Origin of the sequence: Bradyrhizobium sp. SZCCHNRI3052, from assembly GCF_032484895.1 — a bacterium.
Lineage (GTDB): Bacteria > Pseudomonadota > Alphaproteobacteria > Rhizobiales > Xanthobacteraceae > Bradyrhizobium.
This window is the reverse complement of record NZ_JAUETW010000004.1, coordinates 397,325-415,367: the sequence shown is the minus strand read 5'-3', so window position 1 is coordinate 415,367 and position 18,043 is coordinate 397,325. Positions and strand designations below refer to the sequence as shown.

General features: G+C 65.3%; 14 protein-coding genes, 1 tRNA gene and 2 pseudogenes. 13 read left to right on the top strand and 4 right to left on the bottom strand.

Annotated elements, in window-relative coordinates; translation table 11 throughout:
- Window positions 1–72: 72 nt before the first annotated feature.
- Complete coding sequence (tsaD, locus tag QW887_RS15540; protein ID WP_316173421.1) at window positions 73–1,140, bottom strand: tRNA (adenosine(37)-N6)-threonylcarbamoyltransferase complex transferase subunit TsaD; 1,068 nt, start codon at window positions 1,138–1,140, stop codon at window positions 73–75.
- 140 nt (window positions 1,141–1,280) lie between these two features.
- On the opposite strand from tsaD, the gene QW887_RS15535 reads away from it, so the two are divergent.
- From QW887_RS15535 to QW887_RS15515, 5 genes are all read left to right on the top strand, one after another.
- Window positions 1,281–2,009: a uroporphyrinogen-III synthase gene (locus QW887_RS15535; RefSeq protein ID WP_315715841.1), complete on the top strand. Its 729-nt coding sequence runs from the start codon at window positions 1,281–1,283 to the stop codon at window positions 2,007–2,009.
- A gap of 50 nt (window positions 2,010–2,059) precedes the next feature.
- Window positions 2,060–3,364, top strand: coding sequence for a hypothetical protein (locus QW887_RS15530; protein ID WP_316173422.1), 1,305 nt, complete (start codon window positions 2,060–2,062; stop codon window positions 3,362–3,364).
- Window positions 3,365–3,381: 17 nt separating this feature from the next.
- Complete coding sequence (locus tag QW887_RS15525; RefSeq protein WP_316169977.1) at window positions 3,382–5,259, top strand: heme biosynthesis protein HemY; 1,878 nt, start codon at window positions 3,382–3,384, stop codon at window positions 5,257–5,259.
- A 150-nt stretch (window positions 5,260–5,409) separates the two neighbouring features.
- Window positions 5,410–5,485, top strand: a tRNA-Thr gene (locus QW887_RS15520).
- Window positions 5,486–5,670: 185 nt separating this feature from the next.
- Window positions 5,671–6,918: a tyrosine-type recombinase/integrase gene (locus QW887_RS15515; RefSeq protein ID WP_316173100.1), complete on the top strand. Its 1,248-nt coding sequence runs from the start codon at window positions 5,671–5,673 to the stop codon at window positions 6,916–6,918.
- A gap of 21 nt (window positions 6,919–6,939) precedes the next feature.
- Here the strand turns inward: QW887_RS15515 and QW887_RS15510 are convergent, their stop codons facing one another.
- Together QW887_RS15510 and traA are read right to left on the bottom strand one after the other, a co-directional pair.
- On the bottom strand, window positions 6,940–7,143 hold the full coding sequence (locus QW887_RS15510) for a helix-turn-helix transcriptional regulator (RefSeq protein WP_316173101.1): 204 nt from the start codon (window positions 7,141–7,143) through the stop codon (window positions 6,940–6,942).
- 129 nt (window positions 7,144–7,272) lie between these two features.
- On the bottom strand, window positions 7,273–10,284 hold the full coding sequence (traA, locus tag QW887_RS15505; protein ID WP_316173102.1) for a Ti-type conjugative transfer relaxase TraA: 3,012 nt from the start codon (window positions 10,282–10,284) through the stop codon (window positions 7,273–7,275).
- A 171-nt stretch (window positions 10,285–10,455) separates the two neighbouring features.
- On the opposite strand from traA, the pseudogene QW887_RS15500 reads away from it, so the two are divergent.
- Window positions 10,456–10,783 (top strand): annotated as a pseudogene (locus tag QW887_RS15500) (conjugal transfer protein TraD).
- A 1-nt stretch (window position 10,784) separates the two neighbouring features.
- Entirely contained in the window at window positions 10,785–11,060 is a 276-nt protein-coding gene (locus QW887_RS15495; protein WP_316173103.1) for a conjugal transfer protein TraD, read from the top strand.
- Between the two features lie 68 nt (window positions 11,061–11,128).
- On the opposite strand, the gene QW887_RS15490 is transcribed toward QW887_RS15495, so the two are convergent.
- On the bottom strand, window positions 11,129–12,535 hold the full coding sequence (locus QW887_RS15490; protein WP_316173104.1) for an MFS transporter: 1,407 nt from the start codon (window positions 12,533–12,535) through the stop codon (window positions 11,129–11,131).
- A gap of 130 nt (window positions 12,536–12,665) precedes the next feature.
- On the opposite strand from QW887_RS15490, the gene QW887_RS15485 reads away from it, so the two are divergent.
- The 6 genes and pseudogenes from QW887_RS15485 to QW887_RS15460 all read left to right on the top strand — a co-directional run bounded on the left by QW887_RS15485 (window position 12,666) and on the right by QW887_RS15460 (window position 18,033).
- Window positions 12,666–13,559: a LysR substrate-binding domain-containing protein gene (locus QW887_RS15485; protein ID WP_316173105.1), complete on the top strand. Its 894-nt coding sequence runs from the start codon at window positions 12,666–12,668 to the stop codon at window positions 13,557–13,559.
- Between the two features lie 414 nt (window positions 13,560–13,973).
- A complete protein-coding gene (locus tag QW887_RS15480; protein ID WP_316159106.1) occupies window positions 13,974–14,678 on the top strand; it encodes a hypothetical protein in 705 nt (234 codons plus the stop codon).
- 178 nt (window positions 14,679–14,856) lie between these two features.
- On the top strand, window positions 14,857–15,249 hold the full coding sequence (locus QW887_RS15475) for a SecDF P1 head subdomain-containing protein (protein ID WP_172114802.1): 393 nt from the start codon (window positions 14,857–14,859) through the stop codon (window positions 15,247–15,249).
- Window positions 15,250–15,486: 237 nt separating this feature from the next.
- A pseudogene (locus QW887_RS15470) lies at window positions 15,487–15,741 on the top strand (IS110 family transposase); the annotation flags it as partial.
- 94 nt (window positions 15,742–15,835) lie between these two features.
- Window positions 15,836–16,045 (top strand): hypothetical protein, encoded by a 210-nt coding sequence (locus tag QW887_RS15465; RefSeq protein ID WP_316172924.1) that lies wholly within the window; start codon window positions 15,836–15,838, stop codon window positions 16,043–16,045.
- A gap of 584 nt (window positions 16,046–16,629) precedes the next feature.
- Window positions 16,630–18,033, top strand: coding sequence for a GSCFA domain-containing protein (locus QW887_RS15460; RefSeq protein ID WP_315716721.1), 1,404 nt, complete (start codon window positions 16,630–16,632; stop codon window positions 18,031–18,033).
- Window positions 18,034–18,043: the final 10 nt, after the last annotated feature.

The following is an 18,043-nucleotide window of genomic DNA, read 5'->3' as shown; positions in this document are numbered from 1 at the left end:
AGGAGCTTGCCACATCACTGCCGAGGGCGATCCAGCCGCTTCGTGCAGGATGAAAAAGCAATTCCATCACCCTCAAAACCCCGCCCGCGTATTCGCGAACTTGCCCGGCACGCTGGCATTGGCATCCAGCAGCCAGCGCGCGCGCGGCGCGGCGTCCATGCCGTCCACCATCCCTAGCGCCAACCGCTCCAGCCCGGCCCAGGCGATCATCGCGCCATTGTCGGTGCACAGCGCCGGCGGCGGCATGATCAGGCGGGTGCCGGCCTGCTGCGCGACATCGTCGAGTGCGCCGCGGATCGCCTGGTTGGCGGCGACACCGCCGGCGGCCACCAGCGCGGTCGGCGCGCCGAAACGCTGCTTGAACAGATCGAGGCCAACGCGCAGGCGGTCGGCGGTCGAGTCCAGCACCGCGGCCTGGAAGCTGGCGCAGAGGTCGGCGATGTCCTGCTCGCTCACCTTGCCGAGCCGGCCGATCTCGTTACGCACGGCGGTCTTCAGCCCGGACAGCGAGAAATTGGCATCGCTGCGGCCCTGCATCGGACGCGGGAAGGCAAAGCGCTGACCGTCGCCGTTGCGCGCGGCCTGCTCGACCTGTGGTCCGCCCGGATAGGGCAGACCCAGCATCTTCGCGACCTTGTCGAACGCCTCGCCCATCGCGTCGTCGACGGTGGTGCCGAGCCTGACATAATCGCCGACGCCGGCGACCGCGACGATCTGGGTGTGGCCGCCGGAGGCCAGGAACAGGCAATAGGGGAAGTCGATTGCATCGGTGAGGCGCGGCGTCAGCGCATGCGCCTCGAGATGGTTGACCGCGATCAGCGGCGTGTCGTGCACCATCGCGATCGCCTTGGCGGTGGTGAGGCCGACGATGACGCCGCCGATCAGGCCCGGCCCGGCCGCCGCCGCGACGCCGCCGAGCGCGGCATAGTCGATGCCGGCCTCGCGCATCGCCGCGTCGATGAGATGGTCGAGCATGTCGACATGGGCGCGCGCGGCGATCTCGGGAACCACGCCGCCATAGATGGCATGCTCGTCGGTCTGCGAGCGCACAACATTGGAAAGGATCTGCCCCTTGCCGCCCGAATCACGCGCCACCACCGCCGCGGCGGTCTCGTCGCAGGTGGTTTCGATGCCCAGCACGAGCGTTTGCGATTCGTTACCCAATCTCAACCCTTTTGGTCATTATGAGTGCGCAGAACCGCCTAACACCACGAGGTCGCCAGGTGCAATCGTCCGTCCGTTGCAGCCCGGCCGATCCGTGTTCGACGGGAGCATAGCACATGGCCGTGCTGGTGACCCGTCCCGCCCCTGACAATGAACGCACCGCGAGCGCCCTGCGCGCGCGTGGCTTCGAGGTGCTGCTGGCGCCGATGCTGCGCTTCGAGCCGGTCGCGCTGCCGCCGGACGTCGGCGGCGATGCCGCCGGACTCATCGTAACGTCATCGAACGCGCTGCGCGCGGCGGCGCCGCAGCTCAGGGCGTCCGCCTTGCTGCGCCTGCCGCTGTTCGCGGTCGGCGACCGGACGGCCGCAGCCGCACGCGAGGCCGGCTTCACGCAGGTGATCTCGGCCGCGGCCGATGCGACCGCGTTGCGCGACCTGATCGCAGACAGCGGCGTCATCGAGGCCGGGGCCACCCTGCTCTATCTCGCCGGCGCCGACATCTCGCGCGACCTCGCCTCCGAGCTCGCCGAGCGCGGCTTCGATGTGATCACCCAGACCGTCTATCGCATGGCGCAGGTGACCACCCTGCCGCGCGAAGTCTGCGACGCCTTCGCAGCCAACCGGATCGAGGCGGTGCTGCATTATTCGCGGCGGAGCGCGGTTGCGTTCGTGGCGGCCATCCGCGCCGACGGCGTCGAAATCTCGGCGCTGGCGGTGCCGCATGGCTGCCTGTCGGCCAATGTCGCCGAGGTGCTGCGCGAGGCCGGCGCCACCCAGGTCACAATCGCGGCGCATCCGGATGAAAACGACATGCTGGAGGGCCTGACCCGTGCGCTACGGTCGTGAATGGCGTAAGAGGGCCTGCTCAATCTTGCCTCAGCCAGGGAACTTCCACCATGGTCGATGAACCCGACACCGCTGCACCGGCCTCCGACACCGGGCGGCCGAAACGGCCACCGCCGACCATCGATTTGGAGCCGACCTCGCGCGAGGAGCGCCCGTCGGCCAGCGAGAGCGCGGCCGAGCGGCCGACCACGTCGCCCTGGTCGGCCCCGGCCGAAGCCTTGGCCGAGGGGTCGTCGGGCGCGGCGAGCCAGTCGCATCCGCATGGCGCCGGTGACGCCGAACCGGAATCGGCCGCCAGCGAGACGCCCGAGGAGACGGTCGCCGCGGCCGAGCCGCCGCACGCCGAGCTTCCTCCACCCCCGCCGCCGCGTCCGGTGTCGCCCTGGATCATCGCACCGTTCTCCGGCGCGGCCGCGGCCGCGCTGGTGATCGGCGTCGGCTGGATGCTCGGCTGGCCGCCCGTGCAGCCGCCCTCGGCGATCTCGCCGCAGTCCGCCGCTATCGACGAGCTCACCTCCCGCGTCGCCGGGCTGGAGCAGCGCGTCGGCAAGCCGGACGGCGCCGTGACCGGCCGGCTCGATGCCGCCGACAAGACGATTGCAGCGCTGCGCAACGACGTCGCCGGCCTGCGCGCGCAGGCCGACAAGACCGTGGCAGCCCTCAACGATGTCCGGGCGCAGCCGCGCGACGGCTCCGCGCCGGCGCCCGCACCCGAGCCGATCGATCTCTCCGGCCTGACGGCGCGCATCGACGCGCTGGAGCGGGCGAGCAAGAGCCAGAGCGCGGCGCTGGCACAGGAGCGCGCCAAGCTCTCAGAGGCGGCCAAGCCGGCCGACGATGCGCCGCTGCGCCGCGTGGTCGCCGCGACCCTGCTCGACGTCGCCGTGCGTCACGGCGATCCCTATGGAGCGGCGCTGACCACCGCCAGATCGCTGGCGCCCGACGCGGCCGCGCTGAAGCCGCTGGAGGCATTCGCCACGACCGGCGTGCCGAGCCCCGCGGCACTGAGCCGCGAGCTGCTCACCATCGTGCCGAAGCTCTCGCCGCCGGCGCCCGAGAGCACCACGGGGACTTCGATCCTCAGCAAGCTCTCGGCCGGCGCCTCGAGCCTGGTCAAGGTCGAACGTACCGACGGCGCCGGCACCGATCGCGGCGCGGTCGTGGCACGGATCACCGCGGCGGCGCTGCGCAACGATTTCGCCGAGGCCCGCCGCGAGCTGAAGGGTCTCTCGCCGGAGGATCGCGCCCCCGCCAATGATTGGCTCGCACGCGCCGATGCCCGCGACGCCGCGCTGTCGACCGCCCGCAAATTCGCCGACGACGCGATGACCGCGCTCGCCAAACCCGCGCAATAGGACGCCCAAGGACGCACATGTTCCGGATCGTCATTTTCCTCATCCTGGTCGGGCTCGCCGCTGCGGGCTCGGCCTGGGTCGCCGAGCAGACCGGCGACGTCGTCTTGAATTGGGGCCCGTGGCGGATCGCCATGACCTTGCCGGTGTTCGTGCTCGCGCTCGGCCTGACCATCGCGGCCTGCGTGCTGGTCTGGAACCTGATCAGCGCACTGCTGCGGGCGCCCGGCCGCATCCGCAAGGCGCATCGCGCCCGCCGGCATCAGCGCGGCCGCCACGCCATCACCCACGGCCTGCTGGCGATCGGCCAGGGCGATTCGACGGCGGCGCGGCAGCACGCCGACACCGCCAAGCGGCTGGCCGGCGATGATCCGCTGACGCTGCTCCTGCACGCCCAGGCGGCGCAGCTCGAAGGCGACCGCGACGGCGCCCGGCGCGCCTTCCGCGCCATGGCCGAGCGCCACGACACCCGCCTGCTCGGCTTGCGCGGCCTGTTCATCGAGGCGCAGCGCGCCGACGACGCCTATGCCGCGGTGATGATCGCCGACGAAGCGCTCAGGCTGGCGCCCAACGCCACCTGGGCCTCGCATGCCGTGCTCGGCTTCCGCTGCGCCGAGGCCGACTGGGACGGAGCGCTTTCGATCCTCGACGGCAACTACACCGCCGGCATGATCGACAAGCCGACCTACCGCCGTCAGCGCGGCGTGCTGCTGACGGCGCGCGCGCTGGCGCTGGAGACCGGGGATCGCGACCTGTCGCGCTCGAGCGCGATGGAGGCGGTGAAGCTGGCGCCGACACTGGTGCCGGCCGCGGTGCTGGCGGCGAAGTTCGAGAGCGAGGCGCACCAGGTGCGGCGCGCGATGAAGATCATCGAGGCGGCCTGGGCGGCGTGTCCGCATCCGGATCTCGCCGATGCCTACGCCCATGTGCGGCTCGGCGATTCGGCCACGCAGCGGCTGGCGCGGGTGGAGAACCTGGCCGCGCGGACGCCCGGCCATGTCGAAGGCGCGCTGGCGGTGGCGCGCGCGGCGATCGACGCCGCCGAATTCGGCCGCGCCCGCGAGGCGCTGGCGCCGTTCACGGAGGATCCGACCCAGCGCGTGGCGATGCTGATGGCCGAGCTGGAGCGCACCGAGCATGGCGACGCCGGCAAGGCGCGCGAATGGGCGCTGCGCGCGGTGCGCGCCCGCCACGACCCGGCCTGGACCGCGGACGGCTATGTCAGCGATCGCTGGCAGCCGATCTCGCCGGTCACCGGCCGGCTCGACGCCTTCCAATGGCAGACGCCGGTGGCGAGCCTGCCCTCGGAGCGCAGCAGCGTGATCGAAAGCTCGGCCTTCGCCGAAGCCGTGCTGGCGCCGCCGGCCCGGCCCACCGTGGCCGAAGCCGCGGTCGAGCCGCCGCGCGAGGCCGTGGTGATCACTCCGGCGCTGCAGGACAACGAGCCGCCGCGGCCGGTGGTCGCGGCCGATCCCGAGCAGGCCGAACAACCGGCCGAGGCCGTGGACAAGCCTGTCGACAAGCCGGTGGATATCCCTGTGGACATGGCTGAGGATAGCCGGTTGATCGAGGCCGTCGCCGCCGAGCCGGCGCCGCCGTTGCAGGCCGCGGGTCCCGTCGAGGCCGAATCGGAGCCGGAGACGGAGGCCGAGCCGAACGCGGTCGCCGCCAAGCCGGCCGAGACGGCGGCAGCCGCGCCGACGCCGCTGTTCCGCACCCGCAACGATCTCGCCCGGCCGGCGGAGACGCCGATCCAGGCGATCGTGCCGATCATGCGGCCGCCGGACGATCCCGGTGTCGATGACGATGACCAGCCCCGCGACGAGTTCGCCGAGCAGATCGCGCCCAAGGCCCAGGCCGGCGGCTGGCGCGGGTTCTGGTCGCGGTTCGGCGGCTGAGGACCGTCAGGCCCTCCCGCCGTCCCGGTCACAACGGTTCGTTTCGGAGCCGCGGCCGCGCGCGTTGTCCTTGCCAACGGGCCGTCCGCCCGATATCAGGAGCGCGTCCGCGTCGTCCGGCCTCGTGCCGGGCGCTCGCCGCTATGGTTCGCCGCAATAGCTCAGCTGGTAGAGCACGTCATTCGTAATGACGGGGTCGGGGGTTCGAGTCCCTCTTGCGGCACCACCCCCCTTCCGCAGCCGTCCTCCCTCGTTCGTTTCTCGCCGACAAGGTACTGAAAACAAAACATTTTCGGTCATTCGTGGCCGTCACGGTTTGTTCTCGTTCGTTGACAGCCGATGAAATTGTTGGCCTCCTTGTTGGCCTTTCGGGCGATGCAGCTTTGAAAAGGCCAACAGTTGGTGCGGGGCATGGCGAGTGGAAAACTTACGGACGCTGCCGTTAGGAACGCCAAGGCTAGTGGGCGGCTAGTGAAGCTCTCGGACGGGGGCGGCCTGCAACTGTGGCTTACGCCAAGCGGTGGCAAACTCTGGAATTTCGCGTATCGATTTGGCAGCAAGCAGAAGAAGCTTGCCCTTGGCGAATACGGCAAGGCCCCGGCCGGTGTGCCACTGGAAGCTGCCAGAAGGCTAAGGGACGAAGCTGCGGGCCTCTTGCGGGACGGCATCGATCCCGCCATCCGGAAGCGCCAGGTGAAGGCGGCGCGCGCCGAGGCTCAGGCCAACACGTTCAGTGTTCTGGCCGATGAGCTGCTTGCCAAGAAGAAGCGGGAGGGCGTTGCGACTACAACCGCTGGCAAGCTGGAATGGCTGCTCGGCCTGGCCAAGGCCGATCTGGGACCGCTGCCGATCGGCGACGTCTCCGCTGGCGAAGTCTTGCGGGTGCTGCAACCACTGGAAGCGGCCGGCAAGCTCGAAACGGCAAAGCGCCTGCGGGCGGTCATTGGTGCCGTATTTCGATACGCTGTCACCACCGCCCGTGCCAATGCGGACCCGACCCAAGCGCTGCGCGGCGCAATCGCAGCTCCGAAACCGAAGCACCGGGCGGCGATTATCGAGCCTGTTGCGTTCGGCGGCTTGCTGCGGGCGATTGACGGCTTTCAGGGCCAGCCAACGACGAAGGCCGCGCTGCAGCTGATCGCCATGCTAGCGCCGCGGCCGGGCGAGCTGCGCCACGCGACATGGACTGAATTTGATCTGGACGCTGCCGTGTGGAACATCCCCGCCGAGCGGACGAAGATGCGCAGACCTCACCGCGTCCCGCTTCCAGCGCAGGCCGCCGCCATCTTGCGGGACCTGCATCCGATCACAGGGCGAGGCGTGGCGGGGCTTGTCTTCCCGGGCCTGCGCTCGGTGACGCGGCCGATCAGCGAAAACACGCTATGCGCGGCGCTGCGCCGTCTTGGCTATTCTAACGATGAGATGGTCGCTCACGGTTTCCGCTCGACCTTTTCGACCCTGGCCAACGAAAGCGGAAAGTGGAGCATCAACGCCATCGAGGCTGCGCTGGCCCATGTTGAGCCGAACGCTGTGCGCCGGGCCTACGCCCGCGGCGACTATTGGGATGAGCGTGTGAAACTGATGACGTGGTGGGCCGACTATCTCGATACGCTGCGCCAGGGCGCGCGCATATTGCAATTCAAGGAAGCGTCAGCGTGACAATGGATGTTCATCTTCTCGTCACCGGACTTGACCGGCCGCGCCCCTCGGTCGCCACGAGACAGGATCTGCGATCCACCGGTTGATTTCGGATTCATGCCAGCCGCTGATCTTGAGCTGGGTCGAGAACGTGCTCTCGGCGATATTGCGGTAGATGGTGGACCGGGACAGCCCAGTCCTGGCGAGGAAGGTTTTCAACCTGATGATGCGGTCTGGTTCGCGCATGGGCCGTGATGCCTCTTGCTGGCTGCTTCTGAAGGTTTGTGTGACCAAGCAGGCCAAGCAGTTAGAAGCGAGCAATAGGATCTCGGGCAGTGCCGACTGTGGCGTAGAGCCGGCGGCAAACGGGAGGAGTCAAACTCCGATGCTCCGGCCTCTGCCCAGGTCGATCCCGTGAGCGATGGCGAGGTCGTGCGCGAGCCGGCGGCCGGATTCAAACGCGATGCCGAGGTCTTTCTTGCGGCTGGCGAGGATGGATTCCAATTGCGGATCCCGTTGGAGGCTTTTGACCATGTCGCCCATTGCCGAGCGCGCAGCCTTGTGGCCGGACATATCGCCAGCTTGGTATAGGCGCTGGCTGGTGTGGTCGAGCTTGTGCCAGCGCTCCACAAAGCGATCGGCGCGTCGGCTTGGATCGGTGCGAAGTTCGGTTTCGAGCTGGAGCGCGCGAACGGCGCGGCCCACTTGGCCGCCAGCCGCCTCGCGGGCGAGCTCCGGGCTATTTCGGTAGGCGGCTTCGGCGTCACGCGAGCCATAAGGCCGCACCGCCTCAAAGGCCTGGCGGGCCGTCTGTAGTTCTTTCACCTGCTCCGGACTTGCCTGCCTGCCTATCTCCCGCTCCGCGAAGATCGCATCCACGGCGCGGGCATGGCGCACGAGCGCCCGGGTCCGGACGCGACGTGCTTCCACCTCGGGATCTTGCGCCACGTTCCTTGCCGGTACTTCGGCTCCGCGCCGGTCGGCTGCCGTACCGCTCCTTTCCCTTTCCGGCGACCCGCGCTCGGGCCTTTGTCCGCCATACCGGTCGGACACCTCGCCAGAAACGCGAAGGCCGTCGAACATGTCGCGCAGCTTGTTCGGTACGACCTTGCGCACGATCTCGGCCACGCGTTCGCGGAACGTGATCCCACGCCGCTCGGCGTAGCTCTGGATCGGATTGGCACGGTCGTAGTCGGAAGCCATGTCCTTGGCGCGATCGCGCGATAGGGTGCGGACCAGCCGATCCTCATTGGCAAAGTCGTCATGGCCATATTGCAGGTCGACGCAGTCGCGGTGCCGCGACAGCGCGACATAGCTGCTGTGGGCGTCCATGCCGGGCGTTGCCAGGACATGGACGCGGTCCACCGTCATTCCCTGCGCCTTGTGAATCGTCGCCGCATAGCCATGGTCGATCCGGTTGTAGTCCTTGAGGTCGAACTGCACGGATCGGCCATCGTCGGTCTGCACGGCCATGGATTGCGCGCTGACCTGCTCGATGGTCCCGAGCGTGCCGTTCTTCACGCCGAGGCCGCGCTCGTTCTGCAGGAACATGATGCGATCCCCGCTGGCGAAGGTTCTCGCCCCGCGCTCGACCGTCACACGCACCTCGTCGCCCAGATCGCCGGCGGCCCGCATCCGCCCCCGCGCTGCTTCGTTCAGGGTCCCGACTTCCTCATTAGTATGGGTGAGGATGATCCGGCTCCGATCCGGCGATGCCTGCCGGTCGCGGTCCCAACGCTCGATCAGATCGCCGCGCGCCTGCTCGCGGGTCTGGGCCTCGTGCACCAGGCCGTGGGCGCGGTAAGCTCCGAGCGCGTGGCCCACTTTGCCGGTCGCCAGATCGCGCGTGGCGTCGCGCTGCCAGTCCTCCAGCTGACGGCGCACTTCGCCGATCTCAGCGCCGCCGTGACGCTCATGAATCGATCGGAACGCAGCGCCCGCCTCGATCGCCTGCAACTGTTGCGGATCACCGACCAGCACCACCTTGGCTCCCGCCTCGGCAGCATGTGACATTACGCGCTCAAGCTGCCGCGTACCGACCATGCCGGCCTCATCGATCACCAGCACATCGCCCGATTTGAGCAGATCACGGCCTTGTTCCCAGCCATGCTCCAGGCTGGCGATCGTGCGCGACGCAATGCCCGATCCGCTTTCGAGGTTTTCCGCCGCAATGCCTGACAGCGCCACGCCCCGGACCTCGAAGCCCGCCGCTTCCCACGCTTCCCGCGCCACCCCCAGCATCGCACTCTTTCCCGTCCCGGCATGGCCGACCACGACGCTTAGACCGCGCCCGCCCGTGACTTGGGCCAACGCCTCAGCCTGCTCGCCAGAGAGCACCAAGCCGCACGCTTCCGCACGCGCCAAAGCGGCTTGGCGGTCCGCGTCGCGCACCTCATGGCGCTCCCTGTCCGCCATGAGTTCGGCGGCACGGTGCAGGCGCTGTTCCGCCTCGATCATCGCGCGCGTTGTGAATCGATCCTCGCCACGAGAGTCTTTGCCCAGTTCGACCAGATCCGGCGCTCCCTGCATCGCGCCCATGACCGCATTGAACTGGTCGAGCCCGTCACTGTGCCGGTGCGCGAATTTTGCCAGGTCGCGGCGTGTGAGAGTCGATTGCTGCTGGGTAATTGCGTCCAGTCCAAGCGAGGGATCGGCGACGATCCGCGCGCCGTTGCCGCGAGCGATCTCGCGGTGCATCTCGGCCCGGTCGGCCTCACCGACTTCTCCAGCGACGCCTCGAACCTCGATCCGTTTCGCCGGCGCGCCGATCTGGCTTTGCGGCTCCAGCGCGATGCCCTGGGCTTCCAGACTGCGATGGTCGATCCCTGCGTCGATGTCGAGCTCAGCCAGCCGCTCATTGGCGAGCTCCGCCCAGCGTTCGCGCCAGCGCTCGACCATCTCGGTGCGATTCCAGTCTCGTACCTTTTTGCCAAAGCCGTTCTGATCGACCGCGCGCATGGTCAGCATGACATGAGCATGAGGTTTCGGCAGTCCGTCCTCGGCCCTGTCCCAATGCACATTGAGGTCGGCGACCATGCCGAGCCCCACGAACTCGCTCCGAACGAAATCGCGGGCTAGCTCGATGCCCTGCGCCTCACTCATCTCGCGCGGAAGCGCAAACTCCAGCTCGCGGGCCAGCTGGGCATCTTTCCGGATTTCGTGCGCTTCGACGTCATTCCAAAGCCGCTCGCGCTCGCTCCATGCCTGCGGTGCATTCTCTGGCAGCATCACCTCGGAATGGACGACGCCGCGCTTGGCGGAGAAATCCTGATTTAGACCGAGGCGCTCGTCGCGCAGCCGCGATGCTGAGCGGTAGGCCGCTGATGCCACCGCGCTGCTCCCGGCCTTTCGGCCAATGACCTTGACGTGAAGATGATAGATCGCCATCGCGACCAGATCACTGGCACAGCGAAGCGTACGTCGGAACGACGTATAAGCGCGCCCTCCCTCGAAAAATTCTCGGGAGGGATTACCGCGTCCCAGGCTGTCCTGATGATTCTACAGCATTGCGCGCGTTGCCCAGCTACCATTTCTGCATCGACCCTCACGGAGACGGTGATGCGCAAACCAAGGGACTTTGATGCGGACCTGAAGGCTCTCGAAGACAAAGCTCGCGGACTGAAAACTCGCAAAATGCGCCAGCTCGGGGAACTGGGTCATCGCCACCGGAGCTAACACGCTCACCGCGGAAGAACTGGCCGGCGCGCTGATCGTGCTGGCCGAGACGAAAGAGGCCGGAAAGAGGGAGGCATGGGCCAAGCGCGGGGCCGCGTTCTTTCAAAGTCGGTCGCGGCGAAATGCACCACCAGCTGACCGCAACACGAACGGCGCTCCTGCGCAATCGGGCGGCGCGCAACCGGCATCAAGCCGCAAAAGCGCGACATGACATGCGCGCGTGGCAGGTCGAACGCCGCAAGCGCACCCGGCACCTCATCGAACTCGGCGGCCTCGTGGTCAAAGCCGGCATCGTAGACCTGACCGGTGACGACCGCTCCACGATCTTGGGCGCGCTACTTTGGATGGCTGACAAACTTAAAGGCGGTGAGGGCGAACGGACACGTGAGCTTTGGACCGCGAAGGGAAAGCAAGCGTTCGAAATGGACCCTGCAATGGAAACCCGCACAATGCGTAGAATGCGCGATAATCGCACGTTGGCCGATTAGCGCTTCCACCGCAGCCCTCTTGATGAATTGCACGATCCAAATATCAACTGCAAAGTTGGTTTGCCGCTTCACTGCAGCTCCATTGCGACAGGGATTGAGAGCAAGGCAAACACAATTGCACCAAGCACAAGCGTGATCACACCGACGAGAAGAAACGCGGGTGGATACAGGCCGCTTCCGCCCAGATTCAGGACGGCTCCTATCAGTGCGATGCCGAAAGCAAAGCCCACCTGGCGCATTGTGACACACATGGCGGCAGCCGTCGCCGCTCGATCGGCTGGAACGGAGGAAACCGAGAAGGCCGTGATCTGAGCGTTGAACAGTGCGCACCCCGCTCCGCCCAGGAGCAGCATTGCGCCCACGGCCCACGTCGCTGCCGGGCTGGATAGATCCATTGAGATGGCTCCCAGGAACAATGCCGCGACGCCAACCACAGTCAGTCCCCCGCCGAAGTAGAACCGTGCCGGCATGGACTGCGACAAGCGCGCGCCCAGACTAGGCAGCAGGAGCATTGGTATTGTGAGCGCGGTTAACAGCAGGCCGGACCGACTTGCATCGAGCCCCATCGGCCCGCGCATCATCTGCGGCAGATGGACAAGCAAGGACCAGTAACCGATCGAACTTGCAACAGCGGTGATACAAAGGGCAAGGAACGGAGCCGACGCAAACAGTCCGAAATCAAAGGCCGGCCGCGGGTGCCTGCGCTCTGCGACCCAGAACGCACAAGAAGCGAGCACGGTTGTAGCCAACGCTATCCCACGAAATCCGCCTGATGAGAGGAGCGCGTACGCCGAGGAACCGACGATGAGCGCTAGCAGGTTCGGTCCGAGCCAATCCATTGGCGGTAGAGAGCCGACATGTTCCGATTCCGCCAGCGGCGAGGCGAAGACCACGAGTGCCATACAGAGCGGAAGATTGATCCAAAAGATCCACGGCCAGCCGGCATAGGAGGCAATGATTGCTCCGAGCGGTGGTCCGACGACCATTGAGCCACCGATGACCGTACCCCAGATGCCGAAGGCCCAGGCGCGTCGCTTACCCGGATAAGCTGCCGCGAGTAGCGCCGCCGCCGCCGACGTGATCGCAGCTCCTGCGACGCCTTGCAGCACGCGCCACGCCAGCAGGCTCTCGAACGTGGTCGACGCCGCACACAGTGCCGAGGAGAGAGCAAACAAGACTCCGCCGCCCATGAATACTCTTCGCCGGCCCTGTCGGTCTGCAAACGGACCGGCAACCGGAAGCGCGAAGATGAGAGCGAGGCTGTAGATGTCGATGATCCAGGCTTGGTCTTGTACCGGGATCCCTACGCTGCTGGCGATGTCGGGTAGCGCGGCGGCCAGGCCCGTGAGATCGACCTGGAACAGGAATCCGCTGACACTCGCCGCGAGAAGCGCAAACCGCGGCAATCGTGAAGAAGAACCGTTATCCGGGATCGTCGGATCGTCAACGAGCGCAATTTCGAGATGTTCTGCCATCGCCTTAGGCTGGCGGAAAAGCGGCTTGGCAGCGAATGAAGCATTCTCAAAATCTCATGAAACTGTATCATGGGGTTCTCATTGATCACTTTTTGCTCCGATGGTCCGTCGCCTTCCACCGTTTGCTCCATTGGTCGCGTTCGACGCCGTCGCGCGCCACCGCTCATTCACTCGCGCGGCCGAAGAACTTGGCGTGACCCAGAGCGCGGTCAGTCATCGAATTCGGCAGCTCGAGACCTTTTACGGGACGACTCTGCTGCGCAGACTCAATCCCGGGGTCGAGCTGAGCGCCGAAGGAAGTCTGCTGCGAGCCGAACTTGCGATGTTGCTCGACACCATGGCCGGACTGGAGCCTCGTCTGCGCCGCCGCGCCAGCCGCCAAACCGTCAGATTGGGTTCGGGCCCGGCATTCGCCGCGTGGTGGCTCGTCAGGCGACTTCCATCGTTTCAGTCGGAGCATCCCGACATCGATGTCGAGTTCGAGCCAATCCAAGCGGAGCAGGAGGCGGCGAGTTCAGTCGATCTTCGTATCGTCTGGACGTCGCTTGCCGAAGCACGGCCCAGTTCGACCCAAGCGCCATTGTTTCAGGAGCGCGTGGTTCCGGTGTGCGCACCTCGTGTGCTGCCTGAAGGCAAGCCGCTGGCGAATCCGGCCGGTCTGATTGAGCTTCCGCTGATCCGGAAGGGGAGCGATCCGGCCGGTGAGTGGAGTTGGGAATTCTGGTTCAAGACACTTGGCGTGAACCAGGCCGTCTCGCGCGGGCCGGTTCTGCGTGATATCGGGCTTTGCCTCACCTCTGCCGTCGAAGGCGGTGGGGTCGCGCTTGGGCGCTCGCTTCTGATCGCCGACGCCGTCGCCGATGGCCGTCTCGTACCGGCGTTGTTGGCGACGCCTCACGTGTCCTCGAGCAAAGTCCACGTGGCACGTTGGCGTCCAGAACTCACTGGTGATCGAGCTATCCGGACTTTGGTCAATTGGCTTTCTCGAGAAACATCGGTTACGGCAACTGCCCCTCGGCTCTGACACGATGCGCAGAACGCAGACCTCTGAATTGCTCCGCAACTACGGTGCACCCAATCGAGATGGCGCACCACGGCCGATGAAGATGGGCACTACTGCTTCGCTATACCCCTATGATGCAGCGGCCGCCAAAGCGATCCGGCCGGATAACCAGCGACGGACTACGATCTTACGCTACGCCTCATGGGCGGCTGTCTTCCCGATTCCGCTGGTGGTCCGGTTACCCCTCGATAGCGGCCCTTTCGATCAATCGCAGGATCGACGTGATGGGCCACCAGCAGACATTCACAGTCTCTTAAGCCCGTAACGACCAGCGCCGATTGGGCGTATTCACAAGATAGTGCCACTTTGATACTCCTCGCGGCATTGAGCAACTCCATAGGGATTTGACTTCGTTCTCTGCCTGCGGGTGCAAATGTGGTTCAGAAGAAAGTCGCCCCTCGTCTTTTTGTGATATTTGCGCGTGAAGCACATGAAGCCGTCATCTTCCGTCGGGGTCCGTCGGACTGGTTTCATATCGTTCGCTGGGACACCAAGAACGATAAGTTCCATCCGGGCGCCTGGCTGAAAGGACGCATCTATCCTGAGAAATGCGATTTGTCGCCTGACGGCAAATTGCTTCTGTCGTTCATCCATCAAGGACGCAAACTGAAAACTGACTACAGGTCGGCGTGGAGCGCTATCAGCCGGAGTCCCTGGCTTCATGCCCTTGGGCTGTGGCCCCAGGGTACGACGTATGGCGGAGGCGGACGCTTTACAGACGATCGAAGCGCCGTCCTCAGATTTTATCCGGTAGCAGCACATCCAGATCACCCGGGAGCTGGGCTCAATGTCAGCTTCATTGCCTTCGACACGAGTTTTGAGAGAAAATACGATCTTGCTCCCTTACATCAGTCGACCCAGGAAATTGAGGGAGCTGAGTGGACCGGTCGAGATCAACGCGGCAGATTAATCTACGCGGCTGATGGCAAGCTCATCTGCGCGGCTACAAAGACACGGGAAGCGATCTGCCTCGCCGACTTCAACAATCTCGTTCCGGACCCGCAACCGCCCCCTTTCTCCGCAACTGTGCCGCTCGGAGCGAAAAAGCTTCAGCGACGTGTCGAACGTAAACAAAGATAGCAGCATCATCTGGACTTGAGATCGTATATCAACGCGGATGGATTCTCTTTTCTCTTTTGGTAGAAGGCGCAACCCAGTAGCTCGTTCGCTAATATCCGCTCTGGGGTCAGTAGGCGACTTGGGTGCTCTCGTCTACAATGACGCTGACGTTAAATCCGGTTGAGCTTGGAGCCGGTCCATGATGTTGCTGAGATGCCGCTCGCTACTGATTGTGGTCACCAGCCTTTTGTTTATGTCAGGATGCATTGCGGGTGACCACGTGGTTGTGCTCACCGGCGCGACAGTAGGTCGCGACGAGAGAACAGGAAGGCCAATCCTGAACTTGATCTTCGCGGAGAAATCCAAGGAAACATTACGCATTATTAGCAACAGCAATCTTGGTCGGCCGCTCGAGATTCGTGTTGCGGGACGTACGTTTCTGACCCCGGTACTTCGAGAGCCAATAGGAGGTGCGACTTGGCAGATCAGTGACCGCGATTGGACCGATCAAGAAGTGAATGGTCTGGCGGAGCAACTTAACAATGCTCCAAAAGGCGAGATCGAGTTTCGAACGGCGCAACCGCCGAAGTAGTCTGTTTCGGGTCATTCGCGTCGGCATTGCCATGTCCGCCTTCTGGTCCGCTATCGACAATAGCCGACCTTACCGACCGAGAGCTGGGTGTGGATCTCGACCGATTAGGACTGCCGTCCGTAATCGGCCTCACCGTCCGTCAGCTGACGCGACTGCGGCGGCCATGCAGAATGAGCGCTCTCGACCACACAGGAGGCCCGCAAGGGAGTTCTTGTGCGGGCTGGATTGGATGTCGGCATGGATCGGACCGCGATTTGCATGGTCGACGACAAGGGCGAAGTGCTGATGGAGGTCGCGGTGATGACCGACCCGAATGCGGTCAAGGGAGCACTGTCAGCGTATCTTGGCCGGCTGAGGCGGGTCGGTCACGAGGCCGGCGCGCTGTCGCCGTGGCTGCATCCCGAGTTGCTCAAGCTTGGCCTGCCGGCGATCTGCCTGGAGACCCAGCATGTGCGGGCGGCGCTGAAGGCGCAGCGCAAAAAGAGCCCGCGCTGGCGCGGAGCAGGCTGAGGGTGCGCTGAATCGGGCTGGGCCGAGCATCACACCCCAGGCAATCAAAACTTTCGCCAGCCAGGCCCGCAGACGCATGAGGACTGACTCGAACAGCTACCGCCGCGACTACCTCCGCGCGCTCGCCCAACGCGTGGAAGTGGACGTGAAAGAGCTTCGCATCATGGGATCGAAAAGCGCGCTCCTGCGCACGCTGGTCGGTGCCTCGGGCGCAAAGACGGCCCAGTTTGGTACCGAAGTGGCGCACGCGACACGATTCGAACGTCTGGCCTTCTCGAACGTCTGACCTTCGCCTTCGGAGCGGCACCCGGCATCGGTGTTCAATCCGCCACACGCACGCGCAGCGACAAATCTGCGCGGCGGTCGGGATCGTTCGGCCAAGGCCGCGAAAAATGTTGGCCTTTTCGTTGGCTTTCGTTGAAATCGCACAAAAATACATAAGCTAAGTCAGTAGGATGCGCCTATAGCGAGGCGCCCTCTTGCGGCACCAGCCTCTCCTTCCGTCCCCGTCTCTCCTTTCCTGACGCGCCCGCTCGCCGCGCTCCATTTGCCGGTTAAGAATTGCTTAACCCAAATCGCGCCATCGTTCGGCGCGAGCGGCGGGATGAATGCCCGCACTGGCGGCTGGCGGCGATCCGGACGAGCGCGTCCGTCGCGTTCGAATCCCGCAGGTGCCGGTTGCGCTCGGGCGTACGCCAGCGGCCAAGCCGGTGGCGATCAGTATCCAGAGGTCATGGTGGGACGTCTCTCGCAAGGGCATGGCGCCTGTGCACGTGACGATTCGACCGGCACTGGCGATGCACCGGCTGCCGGCAGCGGCGCCGGACCAACGGCCGAAGACGCAACGCGAGACAAAGGCGAACCCGCGACATGAGCACGACTGCCCTCGACAGCCACACCCAGTTTCAATCCATCGTCGGCCAGATCCGGACGCTCGCCTACAAATACATCGAGGACAAGGACTTCGTCAGCGCCCAGCTCGCGTTCCAGAAGCTGCTCGAGCTCGACCCCAAGGACATCAACGCGCGCTTCATCTATGCGCAGCTGATCGACGACGGCTCACACAAGAAGCGCGCCGAAGCGCGCGACATGATGCTGGCGATCCTCGACGAGAACCCTGAGATCTTTGAGCAGGCCACCGAAGGCAATCTGCACCTGATCCGCAGCGCCGCCGTGCGCTGCAGCCATGTCGGCCCGTTCACGCGCTCGATGGAGCTGTTCCGCAAGCTCGCGGCAGCCTCCAACCAGGCCGCCGACTATTTCTCGCTCAGCGAGATCCTGACCCAGGGCAACGAATTCGAGGAAGCGGTCGCGGCGCTGGAAAAGGCGATCAAGCTCAACCCGGCCTATGACAACCCGATCAACCGCGAGACGCTGGAGCTCGCGCGGTCGAACGCCAAGAAGGGCAAGGCCAAGGAAGCCAAGGGCCGCGCCAAGGTCGGACGCTATCCGGAGACCAAGGACTTCCTCGGCGACCTGCAGACGCTGATCACCAGCCACATCGCGGTGAACCTCGCCGCCGCGCCGAAATTCCTCGACAAGAGCACCCGCTTCTTCACCATGGGCTCGTGCTTCGCGCGCAACCTCTCCAAGAGCCTCACCGACAGCGGCTATGCCAGCCACCACATGGAGATCTCGGAGTACATCAACACGACCTTCGCCAACCGCGTGTTCGTCGACTGGCTGCGCGACGCCCAGATCGATCCCGAGATCCGCGAGCGCATCGTCGAGTTGCTGCCGCCGGGATCGAGCAAGGAGAATACGCTCGCCGTCATCAAGCAGGCCGACGTCTTCATCCTGACGCTCGGCGTCGCCGCGGCGTTCTTCGACCGCGAGACCGGCGCCTTCGTGCTGCCGCGGCCGACCGCGCTGAACTCGCGGGCGCTGGCCGAGAAGTACAAGTTCCGCACCGCCAGCGTGCAGGAGAACGTCGACAACGTGCTCTATCTGATCGAGTTCATCCGCAGCATCCGGCCTGGCATCAAGGTGATCGTCACCGTGTCGCCGGTGCCGCTGCTCACCTCGTTCGAATATGAATCGGTGGTGCAGGCCGACTGCCTGTCGAAGAGCACGATGCGGCTGGTCGCGCATGAGGTCGTCAACAATTCGAACCTCGAGGACATCTGGTACTGGCCGTCGTTCGAGGTGTTCCGCTGGGCCGGCTCCAACGCCTCCAGCTTCTTCGCCGCCGATGACGGCGCCGCCTGGCACGTCTCGGAGGACAAGGTGTCCGCGACGGTGCGCGCCTTCGTGCAGACCTTCTCGCCGGCCTGAGCGCGCGAAC

Excerpts from the sequence above, each read along its gene's own strand:
- QW887_RS15530 (WP_316173422.1), top strand. The coding sequence starts at position 2,060 with ATGGTCGATGAACCCGACACCGCTGCACCGGCCTCCGACACCGGGCGG.
- QW887_RS15510 (WP_316173101.1), bottom strand. The coding sequence starts at position 7,143 with ATGCGCGAACCAGACCGCATCATCAGGTTGAAAACCTTCCTCGCCAGG.
- QW887_RS15495 (WP_316173103.1), top strand. The coding sequence starts at position 10,785 with ATGCGCGCGTGGCAGGTCGAACGCCGCAAGCGCACCCGGCACCTCATC.
- QW887_RS15465 (WP_316172924.1), top strand. The coding sequence starts at position 15,836 with ATGAGGACTGACTCGAACAGCTACCGCCGCGACTACCTCCGCGCGCTC.
- traA (WP_316173102.1), bottom strand. The coding sequence starts at position 10,284 with ATGGCGATCTATCATCTTCACGTCAAGGTCATTGGCCGAAAGGCCGGG.
- QW887_RS15525 (WP_316169977.1), top strand. The coding sequence starts at position 3,382 with ATGTTCCGGATCGTCATTTTCCTCATCCTGGTCGGGCTCGCCGCTGCG.
- QW887_RS15515 (WP_316173100.1), top strand. The coding sequence starts at position 5,671 with ATGGCGAGTGGAAAACTTACGGACGCTGCCGTTAGGAACGCCAAGGCT.
- QW887_RS15475 (WP_172114802.1), top strand. The coding sequence starts at position 14,857 with ATGATGTTGCTGAGATGCCGCTCGCTACTGATTGTGGTCACCAGCCTT.
- QW887_RS15490 (WP_316173104.1), bottom strand. The coding sequence starts at position 12,535 with ATGGCAGAACATCTCGAAATTGCGCTCGTTGACGATCCGACGATCCCG.
- QW887_RS15535 (WP_315715841.1), top strand. The coding sequence starts at position 1,281 with ATGGCCGTGCTGGTGACCCGTCCCGCCCCTGACAATGAACGCACCGCG.
- QW887_RS15460 (WP_315716721.1), top strand. The coding sequence starts at position 16,630 with ATGAGCACGACTGCCCTCGACAGCCACACCCAGTTTCAATCCATCGTC.